This window comes from Streptomyces fructofermentans, assembly GCF_014651055.1.
GTDB classification, from domain to species: domain Bacteria; phylum Actinomycetota; class Actinomycetes; order Streptomycetales; family Streptomycetaceae; genus Streptomyces; species Streptomyces fructofermentans.
Genome location: NZ_BMWD01000016.1, coordinates 47497 through 69618 on the forward strand (window position 1 = coordinate 47497; position 22122 = coordinate 69618).

The 22122-nt window shown below is 73.0% G+C and carries 20 protein-coding genes; 16 read left to right on the forward strand and 4 right to left on the reverse strand.

Annotated elements, in window-relative coordinates; genetic code table 11:
• Positions 1-134: 134 nt before the first annotated feature.
• Positions 135-752: a TetR family transcriptional regulator gene (locus IE265_RS21745; RefSeq protein ID WP_190037331.1), complete on the reverse strand. Its 618-nt coding sequence runs from the start codon at positions 750-752 to the stop codon at positions 135-137.
• Between the two features lie 172 nt (positions 753-924).
• Here IE265_RS21745 and IE265_RS21750 point away from each other — a divergent pair, with 172 nt between their 5' ends.
• The 3 genes from IE265_RS21750 to IE265_RS21760 all read left to right on the forward strand — a co-directional run bounded on the left by IE265_RS21750 (position 925) and on the right by IE265_RS21760 (position 2715).
• Complete coding sequence (locus tag IE265_RS21750; RefSeq protein WP_190037332.1) at positions 925-1089, forward strand: hypothetical protein; 165 nt, start codon at positions 925-927, stop codon at positions 1087-1089.
• Between the two features lie 58 nt (positions 1090-1147).
• On the forward strand, positions 1148-1417 hold the full coding sequence (locus IE265_RS21755; RefSeq protein WP_190037333.1) for a DUF4190 domain-containing protein: 270 nt from the start codon (positions 1148-1150) through the stop codon (positions 1415-1417).
• 128 nt (positions 1418-1545) lie between these two features.
• Positions 1546-2715, forward strand: coding sequence for a cysteine desulfurase family protein (locus IE265_RS21760; protein ID WP_190037334.1), 1170 nt, complete (start codon positions 1546-1548; stop codon positions 2713-2715).
• A gap of 120 nt (positions 2716-2835) precedes the next feature.
• On the opposite strand, the gene IE265_RS21765 is transcribed toward IE265_RS21760, so the two are convergent.
• Positions 2836-3519 (reverse strand): N-acetylmuramoyl-L-alanine amidase, encoded by a 684-nt coding sequence (locus tag IE265_RS21765; protein ID WP_190037335.1) that lies wholly within the window; start codon positions 3517-3519, stop codon positions 2836-2838.
• Positions 3520-3579: 60 nt separating this feature from the next.
• Here IE265_RS21765 and mnmA point away from each other — a divergent pair, with 60 nt between their 5' ends.
• The gene (mnmA, locus tag IE265_RS21770; RefSeq protein ID WP_190037336.1) at positions 3580-4704 is read left to right on the forward strand and encodes a tRNA 2-thiouridine(34) synthase MnmA; all 1125 of its coding nucleotides are present in this window, start codon (positions 3580-3582) and stop codon (positions 4702-4704) included.
• Positions 4705-5049: 345 nt separating this feature from the next.
• Here the strand turns inward: mnmA and IE265_RS21775 are convergent, their stop codons facing one another.
• Both IE265_RS21775 and IE265_RS21780 read right to left on the reverse strand, forming a co-directional pair.
• Positions 5050-5829, reverse strand: coding sequence for an alpha/beta fold hydrolase (locus IE265_RS21775; RefSeq protein ID WP_190037337.1), 780 nt, complete (start codon positions 5827-5829; stop codon positions 5050-5052).
• A gap of 194 nt (positions 5830-6023) precedes the next feature.
• A complete protein-coding gene (locus tag IE265_RS21780) occupies positions 6024-6347 on the reverse strand; it encodes a DUF427 domain-containing protein (protein ID WP_229916386.1) in 324 nt (107 codons plus the stop codon).
• A gap of 139 nt (positions 6348-6486) precedes the next feature.
• Here IE265_RS21780 and IE265_RS21785 point away from each other — a divergent pair, with 139 nt between their 5' ends.
• From IE265_RS21785 to IE265_RS21840, 12 genes are all read left to right on the forward strand, one after another.
• Positions 6487-7026: an LOG family protein gene (locus IE265_RS21785; protein WP_190037338.1), complete on the forward strand. Its 540-nt coding sequence runs from the start codon at positions 6487-6489 to the stop codon at positions 7024-7026.
• A 7-nt stretch (positions 7027-7033) separates the two neighbouring features.
• Positions 7034-7732: an SDR family oxidoreductase gene (locus tag IE265_RS21790; protein WP_190037339.1), complete on the forward strand. Its 699-nt coding sequence runs from the start codon at positions 7034-7036 to the stop codon at positions 7730-7732.
• Between the two features lie 287 nt (positions 7733-8019).
• A complete protein-coding gene (locus IE265_RS21795) occupies positions 8020-9027 on the forward strand; it encodes a methionine synthase (RefSeq protein WP_190037340.1) in 1008 nt (335 codons plus the stop codon).
• A gap of 15 nt (positions 9028-9042) precedes the next feature.
• A complete protein-coding gene (gene ligA / locus IE265_RS21800) occupies positions 9043-11250 on the forward strand; it encodes an NAD-dependent DNA ligase LigA (RefSeq protein ID WP_190037341.1) in 2208 nt (735 codons plus the stop codon).
• A 256-nt stretch (positions 11251-11506) separates the two neighbouring features.
• A complete protein-coding gene (locus IE265_RS21805) occupies positions 11507-13801 on the forward strand; it encodes a putative bifunctional diguanylate cyclase/phosphodiesterase (RefSeq protein ID WP_190037342.1) in 2295 nt (764 codons plus the stop codon).
• A gap of 875 nt (positions 13802-14676) precedes the next feature.
• Positions 14677-14973: an Asp-tRNA(Asn)/Glu-tRNA(Gln) amidotransferase subunit GatC gene (gene gatC / locus IE265_RS21810; protein WP_003966094.1), complete on the forward strand. Its 297-nt coding sequence runs from the start codon at positions 14677-14679 to the stop codon at positions 14971-14973.
• Between the two features lie 5 nt (positions 14974-14978).
• On the forward strand, positions 14979-16472 hold the full coding sequence (gatA, locus tag IE265_RS21815; RefSeq protein ID WP_190037343.1) for an Asp-tRNA(Asn)/Glu-tRNA(Gln) amidotransferase subunit GatA: 1494 nt from the start codon (positions 14979-14981) through the stop codon (positions 16470-16472).
• The gene (locus tag IE265_RS21820) at positions 16469-16711 is read left to right on the forward strand and encodes a hypothetical protein (protein WP_190037344.1); all 243 of its coding nucleotides are present in this window, start codon (positions 16469-16471) and stop codon (positions 16709-16711) included. Before gatA ends, IE265_RS21820 begins: the two co-directional genes overlap by 4 nt.
• Before the next feature lie 16 nt (positions 16712-16727).
• Positions 16728-18242: an Asp-tRNA(Asn)/Glu-tRNA(Gln) amidotransferase subunit GatB gene (gene gatB / locus IE265_RS21825; RefSeq protein WP_190037345.1), complete on the forward strand. Its 1515-nt coding sequence runs from the start codon at positions 16728-16730 to the stop codon at positions 18240-18242.
• A 291-nt stretch (positions 18243-18533) separates the two neighbouring features.
• Positions 18534-20801, forward strand: a complete 2268-nt coding sequence (locus IE265_RS21830; RefSeq protein ID WP_190037346.1) for an MMPL family transporter — start codon at positions 18534-18536, stop codon at positions 20799-20801.
• Positions 20779-21345, forward strand: coding sequence for a GNAT family N-acetyltransferase (locus IE265_RS21835; protein WP_190037347.1), 567 nt, complete (start codon positions 20779-20781; stop codon positions 21343-21345). The genes IE265_RS21830 and IE265_RS21835 overlap by 23 nt, the downstream gene beginning before the upstream one ends.
• A 71-nt stretch (positions 21346-21416) precedes the next feature.
• Positions 21417-22010 (forward strand): hypothetical protein, encoded by a 594-nt coding sequence (locus IE265_RS21840; protein ID WP_190037348.1) that lies wholly within the window; start codon positions 21417-21419, stop codon positions 22008-22010.
• Positions 22011-22122 lie beyond the last annotated feature (112 nt).

Here is a 22122-nt window from a genome sequence, read left to right on the forward strand (position 1 = left end):
AGGGGCGGGCCCCTTCGGGCGCTCGGCGGGGTGACGGGCCGGGCGGCGGGCAGGGCGGGCCGGTGCGGGCGGCGGGCAGGGGGCGGGCCGGTGCGGGGCCGGTGCGGGGCCCGTGCGCGAGGGCCGGCGTGCCGTCAGTCCAGCCAGTGGCGGCGGCCGATGCTGATGAGGCGCATCCGGCGCGTCGCCTCGCGGGCCACCTGGTCGACTTCCCCGGGGGTCGCCTCCAGGAAGGCGCCGGCGGTCATCAGCATCTGGTCCACGTAGAGCCCGGCGAGCATCAGCAGGTCGTCGTCGCTCCAGCCGACGGACTCGGGCTGCCCGGCGAGTTCGGTCCTCACCTCGGCGGTGAACCTGGCCATCTGCTCGGCGATCGCCGCCCGGACCTTCTGCACGCCGCCGTTGCGCTCCCGGGCGATGAAGCGGATGTGCGCGGGGTGCTCGCGGACATGACGGGCGATCAGGGAGACGGCCCGGTCTATGCGCTCGCCGCTGTCCCCGGACGCCGACACCGTGCCCGCGATCATCGGGTGCAGGCTGCCGAGGGCCTCCTCGACGAGGGCGACGCCCAGGTCCGCCGTCGAGTGGAAGTGCCGGTAGAAGGCGGTCGGTGCCACCCCGACGGCCCGCGTGACCTCGCGCAGGCCCAGGCTGCTGAGGCTCTGCTCCTCCAGCAGCCCCAACGCGGCGTCCAGCAGCGCCTGCCGGGTCTTCTGCTTCTGGACCTGCCGGGCGCCGAGGGTGTGACTCATGCCATGCAGTCAACAACTGTTCTCCGTGATTGCAAAGTCGCGCGAAGGGTTAGACTCACAAGTCAGTGAACAACTGTTACCACAAGCGTTCACCGAGCTGTCGGGTCCCGGGAACATCCGGAACCGTCCGGACGGACACGGCCGCTCGCCGGACTTCCACGAGAGGAATCCCATGCTGTTCCTCGTCGCAGCGCTCCTGCTGCTGGGCGTCGTACTGGGCACCGTGGCCCACGCGCCGCTGTCCTTCACCCTCGTCGCCGCCGCCGTCGTCGCGGTCTGGCTGGCCGTCTTCGCGGCCCGCGAACGCCACGCGCGCAGGCGCGCGACCGGCAACTGACCAACGCGCACCCGCGCAGCCGACCGACCTCGCACGACTGCCTGTTGGGAGCAGAACCATGGAACTCACCACCGCCGCCCCGCGGCGCCGCGACTCCGCCCGTGACGCCGACGGCATGGCCGTCGCGTCCTTCATCCTGGGGCTCGTGGGCCTGCTGGCCCTGAACGTCTTCCTCGGCCCCCTGTCCATCGTCCTGGCCTCGCTGGCCCTCCTCCGGGGCACCGCCCGGCGCGGCCGCGCGCTCCTCGGTCTCGGCCTCGGCATCGCCGACCTCGTGGTCCTGCTGGCCTTCATGTCGGCGGACAGCACGCTGTCCTGGAGCTTCTGAGACCGCCGCCGGACGCCCGGAGCCACGCACCGCGCACCCGTGCGCGGTGCGTTCGCGTCCGCCCGCGGCCCCCGGGCGGGACCACCCGCCCGGAGCGTGGACGGCGGGCCCGTAGAATCGGCCCCACCATGGCTTACCTCGACCACGCCGCGACCACCCCCATGCTCCCGGAGGCGGTCGAGGCAATGACCGCCCAGTTCGCCGTCACGGGCAACGCCTCCTCCCTGCACGCCGCGGGCCGCCGCGCCCGCAGAACGGTCGAGGAGTCCCGCGAGACACTCGCGGACGCCCTGGGCGCCCGCCCCAGCGAGGTGGTCCTCACCTCCGGCGGCACCGAGGCCGACAACCTCGCCGTCAAGGGCCTCTACTGGTCCCGCCGCGACGCCGAGCCGGACCGTACCCGGGTGCTCGCCAGCCCCGTGGAGCACCACGCGGTCCTCGACGCCGTCCACTGGCTCGGCGAGCACGAGGGCGCCACCGTCGAGTACCTCCCGGTCGACGCGTACGGACGCGTCCACCCCGACGCCCTGCGCGAGGCCCTCGCCCGCAACCCCGACGACGTCGCGCTGGCCACCGTCATGTGGGCCAACAACGAGATCGGCACCCTGATGCCGGTCCGTGAACTGGCCGACGTGGCCAAGGAGTTCGGCGTTCCTCTGCACGCCGACGCCGTCCAGGCCTTCGGGCAGGTCCCCGTCGACTTCGGCGCCTCGGGCCTCGCCGCCATGACCGTCTCGGGCCACAAGATCGGCGGCCCGTACGGCATCGGAGCGCTGCTCCTGGGCCGCGAGTACAGCCCGGTGCCCGTGCTGCACGGCGGCGGCCAGGAACGCCATGTGCGCTCCGGCACGCTGGACGTGCCCGCCGTGGCCGCCTTCGCGGTGGCCGGGCGGACCGCCGCCGGGCAGCGCGAGTGGTTCGCCCGTGAGATCGGCGGGCTCCGCGACGAGCTCGTGGACGCCGTGCGCGCGGCCGTGCCGGACGCGATCCTCGGCGGCGACCCGTCGCGCGAGGGCCGGCTGCCCGCGAACGCGCACTTCACCTTCCCCGGCTGCGAGGGCGACTCACTGCTCCTGCTGCTCGACGCCCAGGGCATCGAGTGCTCCACGGGCTCCGCCTGCACCGCGGGCGTCGCCCAGCCCAGTCACGTACTGCTCGCCACGGGGACCGCCCCGGACCTCGCCCGCGGCACCCTGCGCTTCTCCCTCGGCCACACCTCCACGGAGGCGGACGTCGAGGCCGTCGCGAAGGCGATCGGTCCGGCTGTGGAACGGGCCAGGTCGGCGGGGCTGAGCTGAGCGCTCCCCCCGCGGCGAGCGCGTGGGGAGCGGCGATCCGGGCGGGAGCGGCCGGGAGCGGCCGGGAGTGGCCGGGAGTGGCCGGGAGTGGCCGGGATCGGGACGCCTCGGGCGGAGGGCTCAGGCGCTGCCCCTGGACGGCTCCGCGGTCGCCCGCGCCGCAGCCCTGCGGACCATCGGTATGTACCGGTCCCAGTCCCAGTGCGGCCCGGGGTCCGTGTGGTCCGTGCCCGGCACCTCGACGTGCCCGATGATGTGCTCCCGGTCGACCGGCAGGTCGTACCGGGCGCAGATCCGGGCCGTCAGACGGGCCGACGCCTCGTACATCGCGTCCGTGAAGTCCTTCGGCCGGTCGACGAAGCCCTCGTGCTCGATGCCCACACTGCGTTCGTTGAACGCGCGGTTGCCCGCGTGGAACGCCACGTCCAGCTCGCGGATCATCTGGGTGACGCGGCCGTCCTGGCGGACGATGTAGTGCGTGGCCGCGCCGTGGCCCGGGTCCTGGAAGACCTTCACCGCGCTCGCGTAGCTGCCCTGCGTGACGTGGATGATCACACGGTCTATGCCGTAGTCGTCGGGCCGGTCCGCCATGCGCCAGTTCGCCGACGACGCCGCCACCCAGCGCGCGCCGCGGAAGTCGACCTCGCCCTCCTTGCGCGGCTTCTCCACGCTCGGCAGCCGCCACCACAGGCGCCCCAGCTCGTCGCGGGCCAGCACGGCGGTGCCGACGGCCGCCGCCGCCCCGCCGATGAGCAGCGCGCGGCGCCCGATGCGCCGGTCCGAGTCCTTCGTCGTCTGCCCCATGTGATCGTGAACGGATACTCGCGGGCTCCGGTTCCCGGCGACCCGTACCCTGGAGGAGTTATGACTGAGACCTCCCAGCGCCCCCTTCGCGTCCTGGCCGCCATGTCCGGCGGTGTGGACTCCGCCGTCGCCGCCGCCCGGGCCGCCGAGGCAGGGCACGACGTGACCGGTGTCCACCTCGCCCTCTCGGCGAACCCGCAGTCGTTCCGCACCGGCGCGCGCGGCTGTTGCACCATCGAGGACTCGCGTGACGCCCGCCGGGCCGCGGACGTCATCGGCATCCCCTTCTACGTGTGGGACCTCGCCGAGCGCTTCCGGGAGGACGTGGTCGACGACTTCGTCGCCGAGTACGAGGCCGGCCGCACCCCGAACCCGTGCCTGCGCTGCAACGAGAAGATCAAGTTCGCCGCGCTGCTGGACAAGGCGCTCGCGCTCGGCTTCGACGCGGTCTGCACGGGCCACTACGCCAAGGTGCTGGTGAACGAGGACGGCACGCGCGAGCTGCACCGCGCGTCGGACATGGCCAAGGACCAGTCATACGTCCTCGGCGTCCTGGACGACCGCCAGCTCGCGCACGCCCTCTTCCCGCTCGGTGACACGGTCACCACGAAGGACGAGATCCGCGCGGAGGCCGAGCGCAGGGGCCTCGCGGTCGCCAAGAAGCCCGACTCGCACGACATCTGCTTCATCGCCGACGGGGACACGCAGGGCTTCCTGGCCAAGCGGCTCGGCAAGGCCGAGGGCGACATCGTCGACGAGTCCGGAGCGGTCGTCGGCGCACACGAGGGGGCGTACGGCTTCACGATCGGCCAGCGCAAGGGCCTGCGCATCGGCACCCCGGCCGCCGACGGCAAGCCGCGGTACGTCCTGGACATCTCGCCGGTGGACAACACCGTGACGGTGGGCCCGGCGGCCTCCCTCGACGTCTCCGCGCTGACGGCGGTCAAGCCGCGCTGGTGCGGCGCCGCGCCCACCGGGCCCGGCACCTACACGGCACAGCTGCGGGCCCACGGCGGCGAGACGACGGTCACCGCCGAACTCGTCGACGGCGAGCTGCGGGTGGAGTTCACCGAGCCCGTGCGCGGAGTGGCCCCCGGCCAGGCGATCGTCCTGTACGACGACACGCGTGTGGTCGGCTCGGCGACGATCGCGACGACCACGCGCGCCGCCGCCGCGATGGCCTGACCCGCTCGCCCGGCCCCGCGAACTCCCCGGGATCCGGGGACTCGGCGGCCCCCCCCGGCCCTCGGGTCAGGCGGCCCGGCCCTCCGGCTCGCCGGTCAGGCGGCTTCCCGGCCCTCCGGTTTTCCGGCCCTCCGGCTTCGCCCTCCGGCTCCCCGGTCAGGCGGCTTACCGGCCTTCCGGTCGTCGCGGCACACGCGGTGGTGGGCCCGCGCCTGGAAGGGCCCGCCGGACGGTGACCCGTCGGCCCCGCGGACGGTGACCCGCGCGCGCGGGACGGCGACCGGACGGAAGGGCCGGCGCGGGCGCGTACCGGTGGGGGCGGGCGAGGCGGCCGGGCGCTCGCGGCTACCCGGCGAAGAACTCCGTGAGGACCGGCGCCAGCACTCCCGGATCCACCATGTGCCCCTGTCCCTCCAGCACGCGGTGCGTACCGTCGGGCACCGCCCCCGCGGTGGCCGCCGCGGCTTCCCGCATCCACGCCGGGCTCGCGCCGCCCGCCAGGGCCAGGACGGGCACGCCCACGGAGGCCAGCCGCGCGCGCGGCACCAGGCCGTCACCCATCACGGCGTCGTCGTGGGCGAGCGTCGGGGCCACCGCCTCCAGGCCCGGCCACGCGGGGGAGTGGCGCATCCCCCGGATCGCCTCGGGCGACGCACCGGTCAGGGCGACGAACAGCTCCACCGCGTCCCCGCGCCGGCCCTGTGCCAGCAGCCCCTGGAGCCGCGAGCTGTATTCGGCGCGCTGCCGTCCACCCCCCTCCCGCACGGCGTACGGGGGCTCGTACGCGGCGACCCGTGAGACGGGCAGTCCGCTCGCGGCGGCCAGGAGGGCCAGCGCCGCACCCGACGACATCCCGTACAGCGCCGCGGTGCCGCCCACCGTGTCGACGAGCGCCGCGAGATCCTCGAACTCGCGCTCCACCGCGTAGGGCGGGGTGTCGCCGCTGTCCCCGCGGCCCCTGCGGTCGTACGCGACCACGGTGAACCGCTCCGCGAGGAGCCCGGCCAGGGGCGCGTCGAAGGCGCCCGTGGTCATGGCCCCGGTCACCAGGACGACCGGCGGGCCCTCACCGCCGACCGTGTACGCGATCGGTGTGCCGTCGCGCGAGATCGTCTTCTTGTCCATACCGGTGGGGACCGCCGGGGCGTCCGGAACTCATCGGTGCCGTCCGGAATCGGCCGGTGACGGGCCCCCGGTGGCCGGCCGCCGGGAGTCGAGGGGTGGGCGCCGGGGGCGGTCGGGTGCGGGGCGCCCGCGGACTCCGCGACGCGCCCGTGCGTGCCCCGGTCCCGGCGCTCCGTCCCCCGGCGGGCGACGCCTCAGACGACCTCCACCTCGTAGAAGCAGACGTGGTCCTTGATCGCGGCGACCTCCGGCTTCGGGTCGGGGTACGTCCAGACCAGGTCCGGCGCGTCCGGCAGCGACCAGTACGACGCGTCGCCCTTGAACGGGCAGTGCGTGCGGGTGTCCGACGGTGTCAGCAGGTCCAGGCGCACATCCTCCACGGGGAGGTAGTAGCGCACGGGACAGCCCGTCTCGCGCAGCAGCAGCGGACGGGTGCTCTCGGCGAGCACCTGTCCGCCGTGCACCGCGCGGACGTGTTCGGTGCCCTGCTCGACGGTGATGCGGTGGCCTGCGGTCACGGCTTCTGCGCCTCCTCGGTCAGCGGTCTCGACCCGTACAGCGCGGGCCGGCGCCGTCTTCTTCCCCGTGCGCGGGTGTCGTCCCGCGGGATGCGGCCACCGGCCCCGCGCGCCGTGCGCGGGGCCGTAGCGTGGGCGCATGAACATCTGTGTCTTCCTCTCCGCCGCCGACCTCGACGAGCGCTACACGCGCCCCGCCCGCGAATTCGCCGAACTGCTCGGCAAGGGCGGCCACACGCTGGTGTGGGGCGGGTCCGACGTCGGCCTGATGAAGGTGGTCGCCGACGGCGTTCAGGAGGCCGGCGGGCGCCTGCTGGGGGTCTCCGTGGAGTTCCTGTCCGCCAAGGCGCGCGAGGGTGCCGACGAGATGCTCGTCGCGCGCGACCTCGCGGAGCGGAAGGCGCTGCTCCTGCGGAAGGCCGACGCCGTCGTCATCATGGTCGGCGGGACGGGCACGCTCGACGAGGCGACCGAGATCCTCGAACTGAAGAAGCACGGGCACACGGAGATGCCGGTCGTGCTGCTCAACACCGCGGGCTTCTACGACGGCCTCAAGCAGCAGTTCCTGCGCATGGACGCCGAGGGATTCCTGCCGCGGCCCCTCACCGACCTCGTCTTCTTCGCCGAGGAGCCCGTCGGTGCGCTGGCGTACCTGGAGGAGAGCCACGGCACCCGGTGATGCGAGCATGGCGGGCATGGCTACTCATGTGATCACCGGGGCCGGTTCCGGCATCGGCGCGGCCGTCGCCCGCCGCCTCCACGCGCGCGGGGACGACCTCGTGCTGCTCGCGCGCGACGCGGGCCGCGCCAAGGAACTGGCCGCCGGGTTCCCCGGGTCCCGGACCCTCGTCGGGGACCTCGCCGACCCGGGGCGGCTCTCCTGGGCGTTCTCCCACCAGTCGCTGCCCGACCGGGTCGACTCGCTCCTGCACGTGGCGGGCGTCATCGACCTCGGCAGGGTCGGCGAACTGACCCCCAAGGCGTGGATCCACCAGCTCAACGTCAACCTCGTCGCGCCCGCCGAGCTGACCCGCCACTTCCTGCCCCAACTCAGGCTCGCCCAGGGCCATGTGGTGTTCGTCAACTCGGGCTCCGGACTCCACGCGTACGGCGACTGGTCCGCGTACGCCGCCTCCAAGCACGGGCTGAAGGCCCTGGCGGACTCCCTGCGCCACGAGGAGCACGCCGAGGGGGTGCGGGTGACGTCCGTCTTCCCCGGCCGCACGGCGAGCCCCATGCAGGTGAAGGTCCACCAGCAGGAGGGCAAGGAGTACGACCCGTCGAAGTGGATCGACCCCGAGTCCGTCGCGACCACGATCCTCATGGCGCTCGACCTCCCGAAGGACGCCGAGGTCAACGACCTGACGGTACGACCGGGCCGCTGACACCGGGCCCCCTGCACCGGGCCCCTGCACCGGCCCCTTGCACCGGGCCCCGGAACCGGGGTGAACCGGAAGGCGCGGTGGCCGGACGGGCGGTGGAGGGGGCGGTGACCGGACCACGAGTGGAGGGGACGGCCGGAGGGAGCGTGTACTGGGACGGTGTCCGACGGGGCCCGTCCGCGGACGGGAGTCCGGTGGCAGGCGTCCGCGGACGGGCGTCCGGCGGCGGCGCCCGATGGCGGGCGTCCAGCCGGTGAAGGCACCCGCTCGGGGTTGCGTACGCTTCCGGGGTGAGCGATATCAGCGAGTTCAGCTTCGGGCCCGCCACCGGGGTCGGTTCCATGCCCGGCGGGGACGCCAGGGAGGCCGCCAAGACGGTCACGGGGTCCATCGAGGACTTCCCGTTCCTTGCCGAACTGCCCGCGCGGGGGCCCGGCGCCGACATGATCGGCCGGACCGCCGGACTGCTGGTCGAGCTCTACGCGCGCGTGGAGCCCAGCGGTTGGCGCCTCGGGGACCGGCCCGGCCGGGACACCAGGCGCGCCAGGTCCTGGCTGGGCGAGGACCTGGACGCCCTGGAGGAGTTCACCCAGGGGTACGAGGGGCCGCTCAAGGTGCAGGCGGTGGGCCCCTGGACGCTCGCCGCCGCACTGGAACTGCGCAACGGCGAGGCGGTGCTCTCCGACCCCGGGGCCTGCCGCGACCTCGCCGGATCGCTCGCCGAGGGCCTGCGCGGGCACCTCGACGAGGTGCGGCGCCGGATTCCGGGCGCCCGGATCGTGCTCCAGCTCGACGAGCCGTCCCTCACCGCCGTACTGCGCGGCCATGTGAGGTCCGCGAGCGGCTACCGCACCCACCGGGCCGTGGACCGCCAGGTCGTGGAGGCCGTCCTGCGGGACGTCGTCGGCGCGCACGCCGAAGGACCCGTGGCGGTGCACTCGTGCGCCCCCGACGTGCCGTTCGCGCTGCTGCGCCGGGCCGGGGCCGCCGCGGTCTCCTTCGACTTCTCCCTGCTCACCGAGCGTGACGACGATGTGATCGGCGAGGCGGTGGAGGGCGGAACGAAGCTGTTCGCCGGTGTCGTGCCCGGCACGGACGGCCCGTTGTCGGACCCTGCCGGTAGCGTCATGGGTGTCAGGACGCTGTGGCGCAGGCTGGGGCTGGCTCCGGGACTTCTCGCGGACGCCGTGACCCTCACCCCGTCGTGCGGTCTCGCGGGTGCTTCCCCCGAGTACGCGCGCAGGGCGCTCGCCCACTGCCTCCGGGCTGCGAGATCCCTCGCGGACAACCCTGAGTAACGGGAGGACGACACGGTGGCCGGCGACAAGGACGCACAGACCCCCTCGGCTGCACGGACCGTGCCCGCCGAGGCGCGGGAGCGGCACGCGCAGCTCGCTGAGCAGATCGAGGAGCACCGCTTCCGGTACTACGTGAAGGACGCGCCGGTCGTCAGCGACGCGGACTTCGACCGCCTCCTGCGCGCGCTGGAGGCGCTGGAGGACGAGTACGCCGAGCTGCGCACCCCGGACTCGCCGACCCAGAAGGTGGCCGGGGCGTACGAGACGGAGTTCACCGCGGTCGTGCACCGCGAGCGGATGCTCTCGCTCGACAACGCCTTCGAGGACGGGGAACTGGCCGCCTGGGCCGAGCGCGTGGCCAAGGAGGTCGGCACCTCGGCCCACCATTTCCTGTGCGAGCTGAAGGTCGACGGCCTCGCGGTCAACCTGACGTACGAGCACGGCCGCCTCACGCGCGCGGCGACCCGGGGGGACGGCCGCACCGGCGAGGACATCACGCCGAACGTCCGCACCATCGCGGAGATCCCGGACCGCCTCCGGGGCGAGCGCATCCCCGACCTCGTGGAGATCCGCGGCGAGGTCTACTTCCCGATGGAGAAGTTCGAGGCGCTCAACGCCCGCCTGGTGGAGGCCGGCGACAAGCCGTTCTCCAACCCGCGCAACGCGGCGGCGGGTTCACTGCGGCAGAAGGACCCCAGGGTCACCGCGACCCGCCCCCTGCACATGGTCGTGCACGGCATCGGCGCCCGGGAGGGCTTCGACATCGACCGCCTCTCGCACGCCTACGAGCTGCTGCGCGAGTGGGGTCTGCCGACGACCCACTACGGCAGGGTCGTCGACGACCTCGACGCCGTGCGCGAGTTCATCGCGTACTACGGCGAGAACCGCCACTCCGTGGAGCACGAGATCGACGGGGTGGTCGTCAAGCTCGACGAGATCCCCCTCCAGGGCCGCCTCGGCTCGACCTCCCGCGCGCCCCGCTGGGCGATCGCCTGGAAGTACGCGCCGGAGGAGGTCAACACGAAGCTCGTCAACATCCGCGTGGGTGTGGGGCGAACGGGCCGTGTCACTCCGTACGCCCAGGTCGAGCCGGTGACCGTGGCCGGTTCCGAGGTCGAGTTCGCGACGCTGCACAACCAGGACGTCGTCCGGGCCAAGGGCGTCCTCATCGGCGACACGGTGGTGCTCCGCAAGGCAGGAGACGTGATCCCGGAGATCCTCGGCCCGGTCGTCGACCTGCGGGACGGCAGCGAGCGCCCGTTCGTGATGCCCGTGGAGTGCCCCGAGTGCGGCACCCCGCTCGCGCCCGCGAAGGAGGGCGACATCGACCTGCGCTGCCCCAACGGCCGCGCCTGCCCAGCCCAGTTGCGCGAGCGCCTCTTCTACCTGGCGGGCCGCAAGAGCCTGGACATCGAGAACTTCGGGTACGTGGCGGCCGCGGCCCTCACGAAGCCCCTGGAGCCGGCCGAGCCGCCGCTGCGCGACGAGGGCGACCTCTTCGACCTGACCGTCGAGCAGTTGCTGCCCATCCGGGCCTACGTGCTCGACCAGGACAGCGGACTGCCCAAGCGGGACCCGAGGACGGGCGAGGAGAAGACCGCCACGGTCTTCGCCAACCAGGAGGGCGCCCCCCGCAAGAACGCGCTCGCGATGCTGGAGAACATCGCCGCGGCCAAGGAGCGCCCGCTGGCCCGGATCATCACCGGCCTGTCGATCCGGCACGTGGGACCCGTGGCCGCAGAGGCGCTGGCCCGGGAGTTCCGTTCGATCGAGCGCATCGAGCAGGCCTCGGAGGAGGAACTGGCGGGCGTCGAGGGGGTCGGGGCCATCATCGCCGCCTCCCTCAAGCAGTGGTTCACGGTCGACTGGCACCAGGAGATCCTGCGCAAGTGGAAGGCCGCGGGCGTCCGGATGGAGGAGGAGGGCTCGGGCGAGGACGAGGGGCCCCGCCCGCTGGAGGGGCTCATCGTCGTCGTGACCGGGACGCTGGAGCATCACACCCGTGACGGAGCGAAAGAGGCACTGCAGAGCCGGGGAGCGAAAGTGACCGGATCTGTTTCGAAGAAGACCTCATTCGTCGTTGTGGGTGACAACCCCGGGTCGAAGCACGACAAGGCGATGCAGCTTAAAGTGCCGGTTCTGAACGAGGACGGTTTCGCCGTACTGCTCGAACAAGGGCCGGAGGCGGCGGCCGACGTCGCGCTGCGTCCCGAGGAGCAGTAGCGGTAGCGGAGGAAGACCACCCGTTCGGCGCATACCAGATGCATACGGGTGCCAGGGTCGCATTCGGGCAACCGTCGACGACCGCTGCCCGTGGAAGCCTTCTGCGGCCTACTGTTGAGGTCTGCGCCCGCCGTGCCCGGCTGCGGTCGGCGCATCCCCTGCTCCTCGGGAGCGCGGGGAAGAGTCTTCACACACGGCTTGGCGGAAGGTCGGCGGGCCGCGTGGCGTGGGTGTCGCCGGCTGTGAGAGGGACGGAATGGAACCGACCGAGAGTGCCGCTCGGGACTCACGGCTGCGCCCGCGCTGGGTGACCGGCGTGCGGCGGTGGGGACACCCCTTGCTGGAGCGAAGCCGGGAACTCGGAGCGGGTCTGCGGGTCGTGCGCCCCACGAGCGGGCCGGGCCTCCTCGGAGCCGCCCCCGGACAGCACGTCACGGCGGGCGCCCGCGGTCCCGGCCGGCCGGGACCGGTCCCCGGCGCACCGCCCGCGATGCCCGGCCAGGAGGCCGAGCGGCGCATGACCTGGCACGCGCTGCCCGCGGCGGTCGTCATGAGCGCCGCGCTCGTGCTGGGCGCGGGCTTCCACCGGGCCTTCACCGGCAACCACGCGCTCTTCCCCGCCGGTTCGGCGGGCTGGGGGCTCGCCGTCCTGGTCGGCATCATCGTCGGCCACCTCGTCGCGCTCGGCCGCTCCCGCTGGTGGGGCGGCACGGGCTCGGGCGCCGCGCTGACCCTCGCGGTCCTGCTGCTGTACGGCTGGGTGCCGGCCGGAATGGTCAGCCTCACCGTCGTCGTGCTCGTCGGCGTCGCGCGCCGCCACCGCTGGCGGCAGGGCGTACTGCACGGCGCCGTGGACATCATCGGCATCGGCGCGGGAGCGCTCGTGCTGGCCGTCTTCGGCCGGGTGCCGTCCGTCGAGACGCCCTGGAAGCCGGAGACGTGGACGGTCTACACCGCGGCCCAGGTGGTGCTGGTGGCCGGGGCGTATCTCGTGACGACCCGCGCGCTCCTCTGGTACCTCCACGCGCCCCGCACGCCGGGACTGCCGACCGTCGCCCGGACGGCCCTGGTCAGACAGGGTCTTGTTGCCGTCGCCCTGCTCGGCATCGCCCCTTTGATCTGCGTCGTGGCGATCGCGCTTCCCGCCCTGCTGCCCCTCTTCTCGGTCCCGCTCATCGCACTCGACTCGACGCTCTGGATCGCCCGGGCCCGCGCCGAGGAGCAACTGCGGGACCCGCTCACCGGACTGCCCAACCGTCAGTGGCTGCTCGAACGGACCTGGCGGGCCTTGGACGACGCCGAACGGATCGGCGCACGCTCGGCACTGATGCTGATCGACCTGGACCGCTTCCGGTCCGTGAACGACACCCTCGGGCACCTCGCCGGAGACCGGCTGCTGCTGCAGATAGCCGACCGGCTGCGGGTCGCGCTGCCGCGCGGGGCGGAGGCCGCACGGCTGGGCGGTGACGAGTTCGCCGTGTTACTGCCGGTCGCCGACTCGACGACGTCCGCGACCCGGGTCGCCCGCAACCTCGTGGCGGCCCTGGGGTCGCCGCTCGACCTCGACGGACTGACGCTCGTGCTGGAGGCCAGCGCGGGGCTCGCCGTCTTCCCCGACCACGCGCTGGACGCGGAGGGGCTGCTGCGCCGGGCCGACGTCGCGATGTACCAGGCCAAGCGGGACCGTACGGGCGTGGAGGTCTACGAGTCGAAGCGGGACTCCAACACCCCCGACCGACTGGGGCTGCTGGGAGACCTGCGCAGGGCTCTGGACGCCGGGGACGTCCAGCTGCACTACCAGCCGAAGGTGCGTTTCGACGGGCAGGTCGCGGGCCTGGAGGCGCTCGTACGGTGGGTGCATCCGGAGCGCGGGAAGGTGCCGCCGGACGAGTTCATAGCCATCGCCGAGTCGTCCGGGCTGATGCCGCACCTGACGGAGTACGTGCTGGAGACGGCGCTCGGGCAGGTCGCGCGGTGGCGGGCGCAGGGGCTGCGCGTGCCGGTCGCCGTCAATGTCTCGCCCCGCGACGTGCACACCCCCGGTTTCGCGGGCGCGGTCGCCGCCCGGCTCGCCCGGCACGGGGTCCCGCCGGGGGCGCTGCAACTGGAGATAACGGAGCACGTGCTGCTGGAGGACCCGCAGCGGGCCGCGGACACCCTCGCCGGACTGACCGGGCACGGCGTGAAGATGTCGCTCGACGACTTCGGCACCGGGTACTCGTCGCTCGTGCACCTGCGGCGGCTGCCGGTGAGCGAACTGAAGATCGACCGTTCCTTCGTGGCGCGGCTCGCCGTGGACACCGAGGACGCCGAGATCGTCCGGTGCACCGTCGACCTCGCCCACTCGCTCGGACTGCTGGTCGTCGCCGAGGGCGTCGAGGACGACGAGACGTGGGAGCGGCTCAGGGACCTCGGCTGCGACGCGGTGCAGGGCTGGCTGGTCGCCGCGGCGATGCCCGCGGAGGAGGCCACGGCCTGGCTGCTCGCCCGGGGCTCCCGGGGCTGGCAGCGCCCCGCCGCGGCCCTGCCGGCGGCGGCGTCGGACGACTGACCCCCGAGCCGGGCCGCCCACTCGAACCCCGGGCCCAGACTCTCGGCCTCCGGGCCCCGACTCTCGGCCTCCGGGCCCCGACCCTGGGCCCGGGGCCCCGACTCCGGAACCCGGGCCCCACTCTCGACCCCCGGGCTCCGACTCCGGGCCCGGGCCCGACCATCGAACCCAGGCCCCGATTCTCGAACCCCGGCCCCGGCCCCCGGCGGGTGCGCCACGTCCGGGCCCCGGACGCGGTCACCCTCGGCCGGTGACCCGGTGACCCGGTGACCCGGTGACCCGGTGACCCGGTGACCCGGTGACCCGGTGACCCGGTGACCCGGTGACCCGGGGGCCGGATGCTGCCGGCCTCCGGCCGCCGGCCCCGAGCCTCCGGCCCCCGGCCCCGAGCGTCCGGCCCCGGCCCCGAGCCGCCGGCCCCCGGCCGCTGGCCCCGAGCCGCCGATCTCCGCCGTGCCGACTCCGGACCGTGCCGCCGCAGGCCCTTGAGCACGGGATCACGCGGGTCGGGCACCGGCCCCCCCGGGCCCCCGCGGTCGCGTACAGGCGTGTCTGACGTCGGCGTGCCGACCCTGTAGGGACGGCGTGTCGCCCCGGGCGGGGCAGGCCGTCCTGGACGGACCCCGGCCGCGCCCCGGTACGCCCGGGGCGGCCCGTGCCCCCTTGGCCGGGCGACCGTGCCCCGCAGGTCGGGCGGGCGTCCGCGCACCGGCGCGGACGGGGCTCCGCCCGGGTGTGAGCACCCCGCGCGGGCGCCCCCGACGGTCGCCCGGGCCCCCGAGGCGGGTGACCCCGGGGAAACCGATGTACGGGTATCCGGCCGCGCCCCATAGGATTGGGCCACACCACACACACTCACCCCTGAGGATCGCTGCATGCCTGGCATCACGCGCGAGGAGGTCGCCCACCTCGCCCGGCTGGCGCGTCTGGAGCTGAAGGGCGAAGAGCTCGACCACTTCGCCGGCCAGCTCGACGACATCATCGGCGCGGTCGCCCGCGTCAGCGAGGTCGCCGACCAAGACGTACCGCCGACCTCCCACCCGCTGCCGCTGACGAACGTCATGCGCGCGGACGAGGTCCGTCCGTCGCTCACCCCCGCGCAGGCGCTCTCCGGCGCCCCGGCCCAGGAGCAGCAGCGTTTCAAGGTGCCGCAGATCCTGGGGGAGGACTAATCACCATGACGGACATCATCAAGCTCACGGCGGCGGACATCGCCGCCCGGGTCGCCTCCGGCGAACTCACGGCCGTCGAGGTCACCGAGGCCCACCTCGCCCGCATCGAGGCCGTCGACGAGAAGGTCCACGCCTTCCTCCACGTCGACCGCGAGGGCGCGCTCGCGCAGGCCCGCGCAGTCGACGAGAAGCGGGCGCGCGGCGAGAAGCTCGGCCCGCTCGCCGGCGTCCCCCTCGCGCTGAAGGACATCTTCACCACCGAGGGCATCCCGACGACCGTCGGCTCCAAGATGCTCGAAGGCTGGATCCCCCCGTACGACGCCACGGTCACCAAGAGGCTCAAGGCGGCCGACGTCGTCATCCTCGGCAAGACCAACATGGACGAGTTCGCCATGGGGTCCAGCACCGAGAACAGCGCGTACGGACCCACCGGCAACCCCTGGGACCTCACGAAGATCCCCGGCGGCTCCGGCGGCGGCTCGTCCGCGGCCCTCGCCTCCTTCCAGGCGCCCCTCGCCATCGGCACCGACACGGGCGGCTCCATCCGCCAGCCCGCGTCCGTCACCGGCACGGTCGGCGTCAAGCCCACGTACGGCGCGGTGTCGCGGTACGGCATGGTGGCGTTCTCGTCCTCCCTCGACCAGGGCGGTCCCTGCGCCCGTACGGTCCTGGACGCGGCGCTGCTCCACGAGGCGATCGCCGGACACGACCCCCTCGACTCGACCTCCATCGACGCGCCCGTACCGGCCGTCGTCGAGGCCGCCCGCAACGGCAGCGTGGCGGGCATGCGGGTCGGCGTCGTCAAGCAGTTCCGCGGCGAGGGCTACCAGGCCGGTGTCGTGCAGCGCTTCGACGAGTCGGTCGCGCTCCTCAAGGAGCTGGGTGCCGAGATCGTCGAGCTGGACTGCCCGTCCTTCGACCTGGCGCTCTCCGCCTACTACCTCATCGCCCCGTCCGAGTGTTCGAGCAACCTCGCCCGCTTCGACGGCCTGCGCTACGGACTGCGCGTCGGCGACGACGGCACGCGTTCGGCCGAAGAGGTCACCGCGCTCACCCGTGAGGCGGGTTTCGGCGACGAGGTCAAGCGCCGCATCATGCTCGGCACGTACGCGCTCAGCTCGGGCTACTACGACGCCTACTACGGCAGTGCCCAGAAGGTCCGTACGCTCATCACGCGCGACTTCGAGAAGGCGTTCGAGCAGGTGGACGTGATCGTGTCCCCCACGACGCCCACCACGGCCTTCGCGATCGGCGAGCGCGCCGACGACCCGATGGCGATGTACCTCGCGGACCTCTGCACCATCCCGACGAACCTCGCGGGCAACGCGGCCATGTCGCTGCCCTGCGGCCTCGCGCCGGAGGACAACCTGCCGGTCGGCCTGCAGATCATCGCCCCGGCCATGAAGGACGACCGTCTCTACAAGGTCGGAGCCGCCGTCGAGGCCGCGTTCGTGGAACGCTGGGGCCACCCGCTGATCGAGGAGGCTCCGTCGTTGTGAGCAAGGCAATGTCCAAGGCCAAGGGCTTCAAGAAGTCGAAGTCCGGTACGTACCTGTCCATCGCCACGACCGCGTTCGGCGCCGTCAGCGTCGCGAAGCAGGCCAGGAGGGCCCGCTCCGAGAACGACGTGCTGCGGCTGATCGACGCCGCCGTGTCCGCCGCCGCCATCGTCACCGGCCTCGCCATCCTCTACCGGGAGCTCAAGCGCCTGGGCGACGACGACGTCCTGCTGGGCTGAGAGGGAAAGTTTCACCGTGACTGCCACGACTGACCTGGTGTCGTACGAGGACGCGCTGGCGTCGTACGACCCCGTCATGGGCCTCGAGGTCCATGTCGAGCTCGGCACCAAGACCAAGATGTTCTGCGGGTGCTCCACGGAGCTGGGCGCCGAGCCCAACTCGCAGGCCTGTCCGACCTGCCTGGGCATGCCCGGCGCGCTGCCTGTCGTCAACGCGATCGGCGTCGAGTCGGCCATCAAGATCGGTCTCGCGCTGCACTGCGAGATCGCCGAGTGGTGCCGCTTCGCCCGGAAGAACTACTTCTACCCGGACATGCCGAAGAACTTCCAGACCTCCCAGTACGACGAGCCGATCGCCTTCAACGGCTATCTGGACGTCCAGCTGGAGGACGGCGAGGTCTTCCGCGTGGAGATCGAGCGCGCCCACATGGAGGAGGACACCGGCAAGTCCACCCACGTCGGTGGCGCGACCGGCCGCATCCACGGCGCCTCGCACTCGCTCCTCGACTACAACCGCGCCGGCATCCCGCTCATCGAGATCGTCACCAAGCCGATCGAGGGCGCGGGCGAGCGCGCTCCCGAGGTCGCCAAGGCGTACGTCGCCGAGCTGCGCGAGCTCATCAAGGCGCTCGGCGTCTCGGAGGCCCGCATGGAGATGGGCCAGATGCGCTGTGACGTGAACCTGTCGCTGCGCCCGCACGGCCGGGAGAAGTTCGGCACGCGGAGCGAGACCAAGAACGTCAACTCCCTCCGCTCCGTCGAGCGCGCCGCCCGTTTCGAGATCCAGCGGCACGCCGCGGTCCTCGACGGGGGCGGCACGATCATCCAGGAGACCCGCCACTTCCACGAGGACACGGGCTCCACCACCTCGGGCCGGGTGAAGGAGGAGGCGGAGGACTACCGCTACTTCCCCGAGCCGGACCTCGTCCCGGTCGCCCCGTCCCGCGAGTGGGTCGAGGAGCTGCGGGCGGGCCTGCCCGAGCAGCCGCTGGCCCGGCGCAACCGGCTGCGCGAGGAGTGGGGCGTCTCCGCCCACGACATGCAGTCGATGCTCAACGCCGGCGCGATCGACCTGATCGTCGCCACCATCGACGCGGGCGCCGACGCGGCCTCCGCCCGGAAGTGGTGGATGGGCGAGCTGGCCCGCACGGCGAACGAGACGGGCGTGCCCCTGGAGGCGCTGCCCATCACGCCCGAGCAGGTCGCGCGCGTGACGGCCCTGGTCGCCGAGGGCTCCCTCAACGACAAGCTGGCCCGCCAGGTCATCGAGGGCGTCGTCAAGGGCGAGGGCGGCCCGGACGAGGTCGTCGAGAAGCGCGGTCTGAAGGTCGTCTCCGACGAGGGCGCCCTGACGGCCGCCGTCGACGAGGCCATCGCGGCCAACCCGGGCGTCGCGGACAAGATCCGGGCCGGCAAGGTGGCCGCCGCCGGCGCCCTCGTGGGCGCCGTCATGAAGGCCACCCGCGGACAGGCCGACGCGGCCAGGGTCAAGGAGCTCGTCCTGGAGCGGCTCGGCGCCACCGAGGGCTGAGACTCCGCGCGTGTACGTGCAGGCCACTGGGGGACGCATCGCCGCCGATGCGTCCCCCAGCGGCGTGCCCGGGGTGTACGTGCCCTTCGGGGCGTGGTCGGGCATGTCGCGAGCGTCACGAGGGGCGGCCGTGCGCGGGGGACGGCCGTGTGGGGCCTGCTCATCCCTGTGATTAAGCCCATCATCCGCTCAAACGATCAGCTATGGGTGCAAGAGTGAAGACGCAGACCTCTTGCGTTCTTTTACGGGCATCTCCCGAAAAGATCCACCAAACACCCAGGGAGCTCGCTCGTGGCAGCCCTCGCACGTTGGTGTATCCAGCACCGTCTAGTCGCCGTACTGCTCTGGCTCGCAGCCTTCGCCGGCGTGACCGCCGCCGCCGCGGTCGCCGGCTCCGCGTACTCGAACGACTACGAGGTGCCGGGCACCGAATCGGGGCGTGCCACCCAGCTCATCCAGGACGGCTTCCCCGGCCTCGGCGGCGACAGCGACACCATCGTGTGGCACACCGACTCCGGCACGGTCCGGGCCGCCGACGTCGAGCAGACCATGAGCCGCACCCTCGACAAGGTCGAGGGCCTGCCGGGCGTCGCGAGCGTCGAGAGCCCGTACGCGGGTCCCGGCGCCGGGCAGATCAGCTCCGACGGGCAAACCGCCTACGCCACCGTGACCTTCGACGCCGCCGCCGAGGACATCGACCCGGGCGAGGCCCAGGCCGTCGTCAAGACCGCCAAGGCCGCCGAGGCGGACGGCCTCCAGGTCGAGCTCGGCGGCAGCGCGATCGCCCTCACCGAGTCCTCCGGCGGCCATGTCGCCGAGATCGTCGGCGTGGCCGTCGCCGCGGTGGTCCTCTTCCTCGCCTTCGGCTCGCTCGCAGCCTCCCTGCTCCCCATCGCGACCGCCCTGGTCAGCGTGGGCACGGCCTACGCGGGCATCGTCCTGCTCGGGCACCTGATGACCGTCGCCGACTTCGCGCCGGTGCTCGGCATGCTCGTCGGACTCGGCGTGGGCATCGACTACGCGCTCTTCATCGTGACCAGGCACCGGCGCGGACTGAAACGCGGACTCCCGGTCGAGGAGGCCGCCCGGAACGCGGTCGCCACCACCGGACGCGCCGTCGTCTTCGCCGGGGCCACGGTCTGCATCGCGCTGCTCGGGATGCTCATCCTGAGGCTCGGCTTCCTCAACGGCGTGGCGATCGCCGCGTCCCTCACCGTCGTCCTCACGGTCGCCGCCTCCGTGACGCTGCTGCCGGCCCTGCTGTCGTTCATCGGCATGCGGGCCCTCAGCCGCCGCGAGCGCCGCCGGCTGGAGGAACGCGGACCCGAGCCGGAGCTCCCCACGGGCTTCGCCGCCCGCTGGTCCGCGTTCGTCGAGCGCCACCCCAAGCTCCTCGGCGGCGCGGCCGTGGCCGTCATGGCACTGCTCGCGATACCGATGTTCTCCCTGCACCTGGGCACCTCGGACCAGGGGAACAACGCGCGGTCGGCCACCACCCGGCAGGCGTACGACCTGATCGCCGACGGCTTCGGACCCGGCCTGAACGGCCCGCTCACCCTCGTCACCCACGTCGACGGGGGCCAGGACCGGCTCGCGCTCGACGGCCTGGACGCCACCCTCAGGCAGACCGAGGGCGTACGCGCGGTGACCCCGGTGACGTACAACCCCGCAGGGGACACCGCCTATCTGAGCGTCGTCCCGGACTCCTCGCCGCAGTCCCAGAAGACCAGCGACCTCGTCGACCGGCTGCGCTCCGACGTGCTGCCGCGCGCCGAGACCGGCACCACCCTCGACGTTCAGGTCGGCGGCCTGACCGCCGGATACGACGACTTCGCCGACGTGATCGTCGGCAAACTGCCCCTCTTCGTCGGCGTCGTCATCGGCCTCGGCTGCGCACTGCTGCTGCTCGCCTTCCGCTCCATCGGCATCCCGCTCAAGGCCGCCGTCATGAACATCGCCGCGGTCTCCGGAGCCTTCGGAGTCGTCGTCGCGGTCTTCCAATGGGGCTGGGGCAGCGAACTGCTCGGCCTCGGCCGCGCGGGGCCCATCGAGCCCTTCCTCCCCGTGATCCTGGTGTCCGTGCTCTTCGGGCTCTCCATGGACTACCAGGTGTTCCTGGTCAGCAGGATGTACGAGGAGTGGCTGGAGACCGGCGACAACCGGCGGGCCGTGCGCGTGGGACTCGCGGAGACCAGTCGCGTGATCAACTCCGCCGCGGTGATCATGATCTCCGTCTTCCTGGCCTTCGTGCTCAGCGGCGACCGGGTCATCGCGATGTTCGGCATCGCACTGGCGGCCGCCGTGGCCCTCGACGCGTTCGTCCTGCGCACCCTGCTGGTCCCTGCGCTCATGCACCTGCTGGGCGGCGCCAACTGGTGGCTGCCCGGCTGGCTCGACCGCAGGCTGCCCCGGATCAGCATCGAGGCCCCGGACCTGAGTCCCGAGGACACGGCTCCGGTGCCCGCCCTCCGTGCGACGATTCCCGGGGCGCGCGCGGAAGCGCTCCCGCAGGTACTCGTGAAGGAGCGGCAGCAGGATGTACGCGATATCCCTGGGTGACGACGGCGTCGAACTCCGGCCCCTGGAGCCGTGGCACGACGAGGAGTTCCTCGCCCACCTCGACCGCGGGCGCGACTTCGTCCAGCAGTTCATCCCCTTCGGCGCGAAGGCCACCGACGTCGCCTCCGCGCGGGAGATCCTCCAGGCGTACGCGGACAAGAGGGCCGCCGACACGGGCAGCCTGCACGGGCTGTGGCAGGACGGGAAACTCGTCGGCGGGGTGCTCTTCCGGATCTTCGACGCCGATTCCGGCAGCTGTGAGATCGGCTGCTGGCTGGAGCCCGCCGCGACCGGCCGGGGGCTGGTCACCCGCGCCGCGCGCGTCCTCATCGACTGGGCGTTCGACGGGCGCGGGATGCACCGCGTCGAGTGGCACGCGGCCTCCGGCAACGAACCGAGCCTGAACGTGGCGCGCCGGCTCGGGATGACCCGTGAGGGCGTCATGCGGTCCAGCCACCCCTACCGGGGTGTCCGGCAGGACACGGAGATCTGGGCGGTTCTCGTGGACGAGTGGAGGGCCGCGCGCGCGAACGCGGAGCGCTGAACCGGTGCCCCGTGTGTGAGAACCCCGGGATCTTAAAGAAATTCTCAGACAGCGTCCGTACCGTGCGGAGCATGGGAATCAAGACTGAAGACGAGGCCGGGGTCGAGACCGGCGCCAAGGAACAGCGCGACGAGGCGGCGGTGGACCTCGGCAAGGAGTCCGCGGCCGCCGGGGACACCGGCTCCACCGAGGACACCGCGGCCGGTGAGGGCCCGGCCGTCGCCGGGAGCACGGACGAGGACGAGCGCGCGGACGGCACCGTCGACGGGGGTTCCGGGGTGGCCTCGGGTGCCGCCGCCATCGTCTCCGCCGGACTCGGCATCGTCTCGCTGACCGGGAGCTGGGTCGGCACGGTCGCCCAGGCCCGCGAGTCGCTCTTCGGCCAGCTGGAGACCGCGCAGAGCTCGACCGTCGCCACGCAGATCAAGCAGGTGTACGCCGACTCCTGGAGCGCCAACGCCCTGGTCGCCGGGTTCTTCGCGCTCGCCGCGCTGATCGTGGGCGTCGCGGTTCTGGTGCGGCCCGCGTTCGGGAACCCGGACCGGGTGCAGGCGCCGTGGGTCAAGTCCGTCGCCTGGGCCGGTGTCTCGATCGGCTTCATCGGGCTGCTGCTGGCCGCCCTCAAGTACTCGGACGTCCTCCTGTCCATGCCGTCCGCGAGCTGAGGAACCGCACGTCCTGAGGGGCCTTAGTCCCGCCGTACGGCACGTACGGCGGGACTAAGGCCCTTCGCGCGTCCAAGATGCGGCACTCTCCCGATGTGGCGGACCCCCCTGG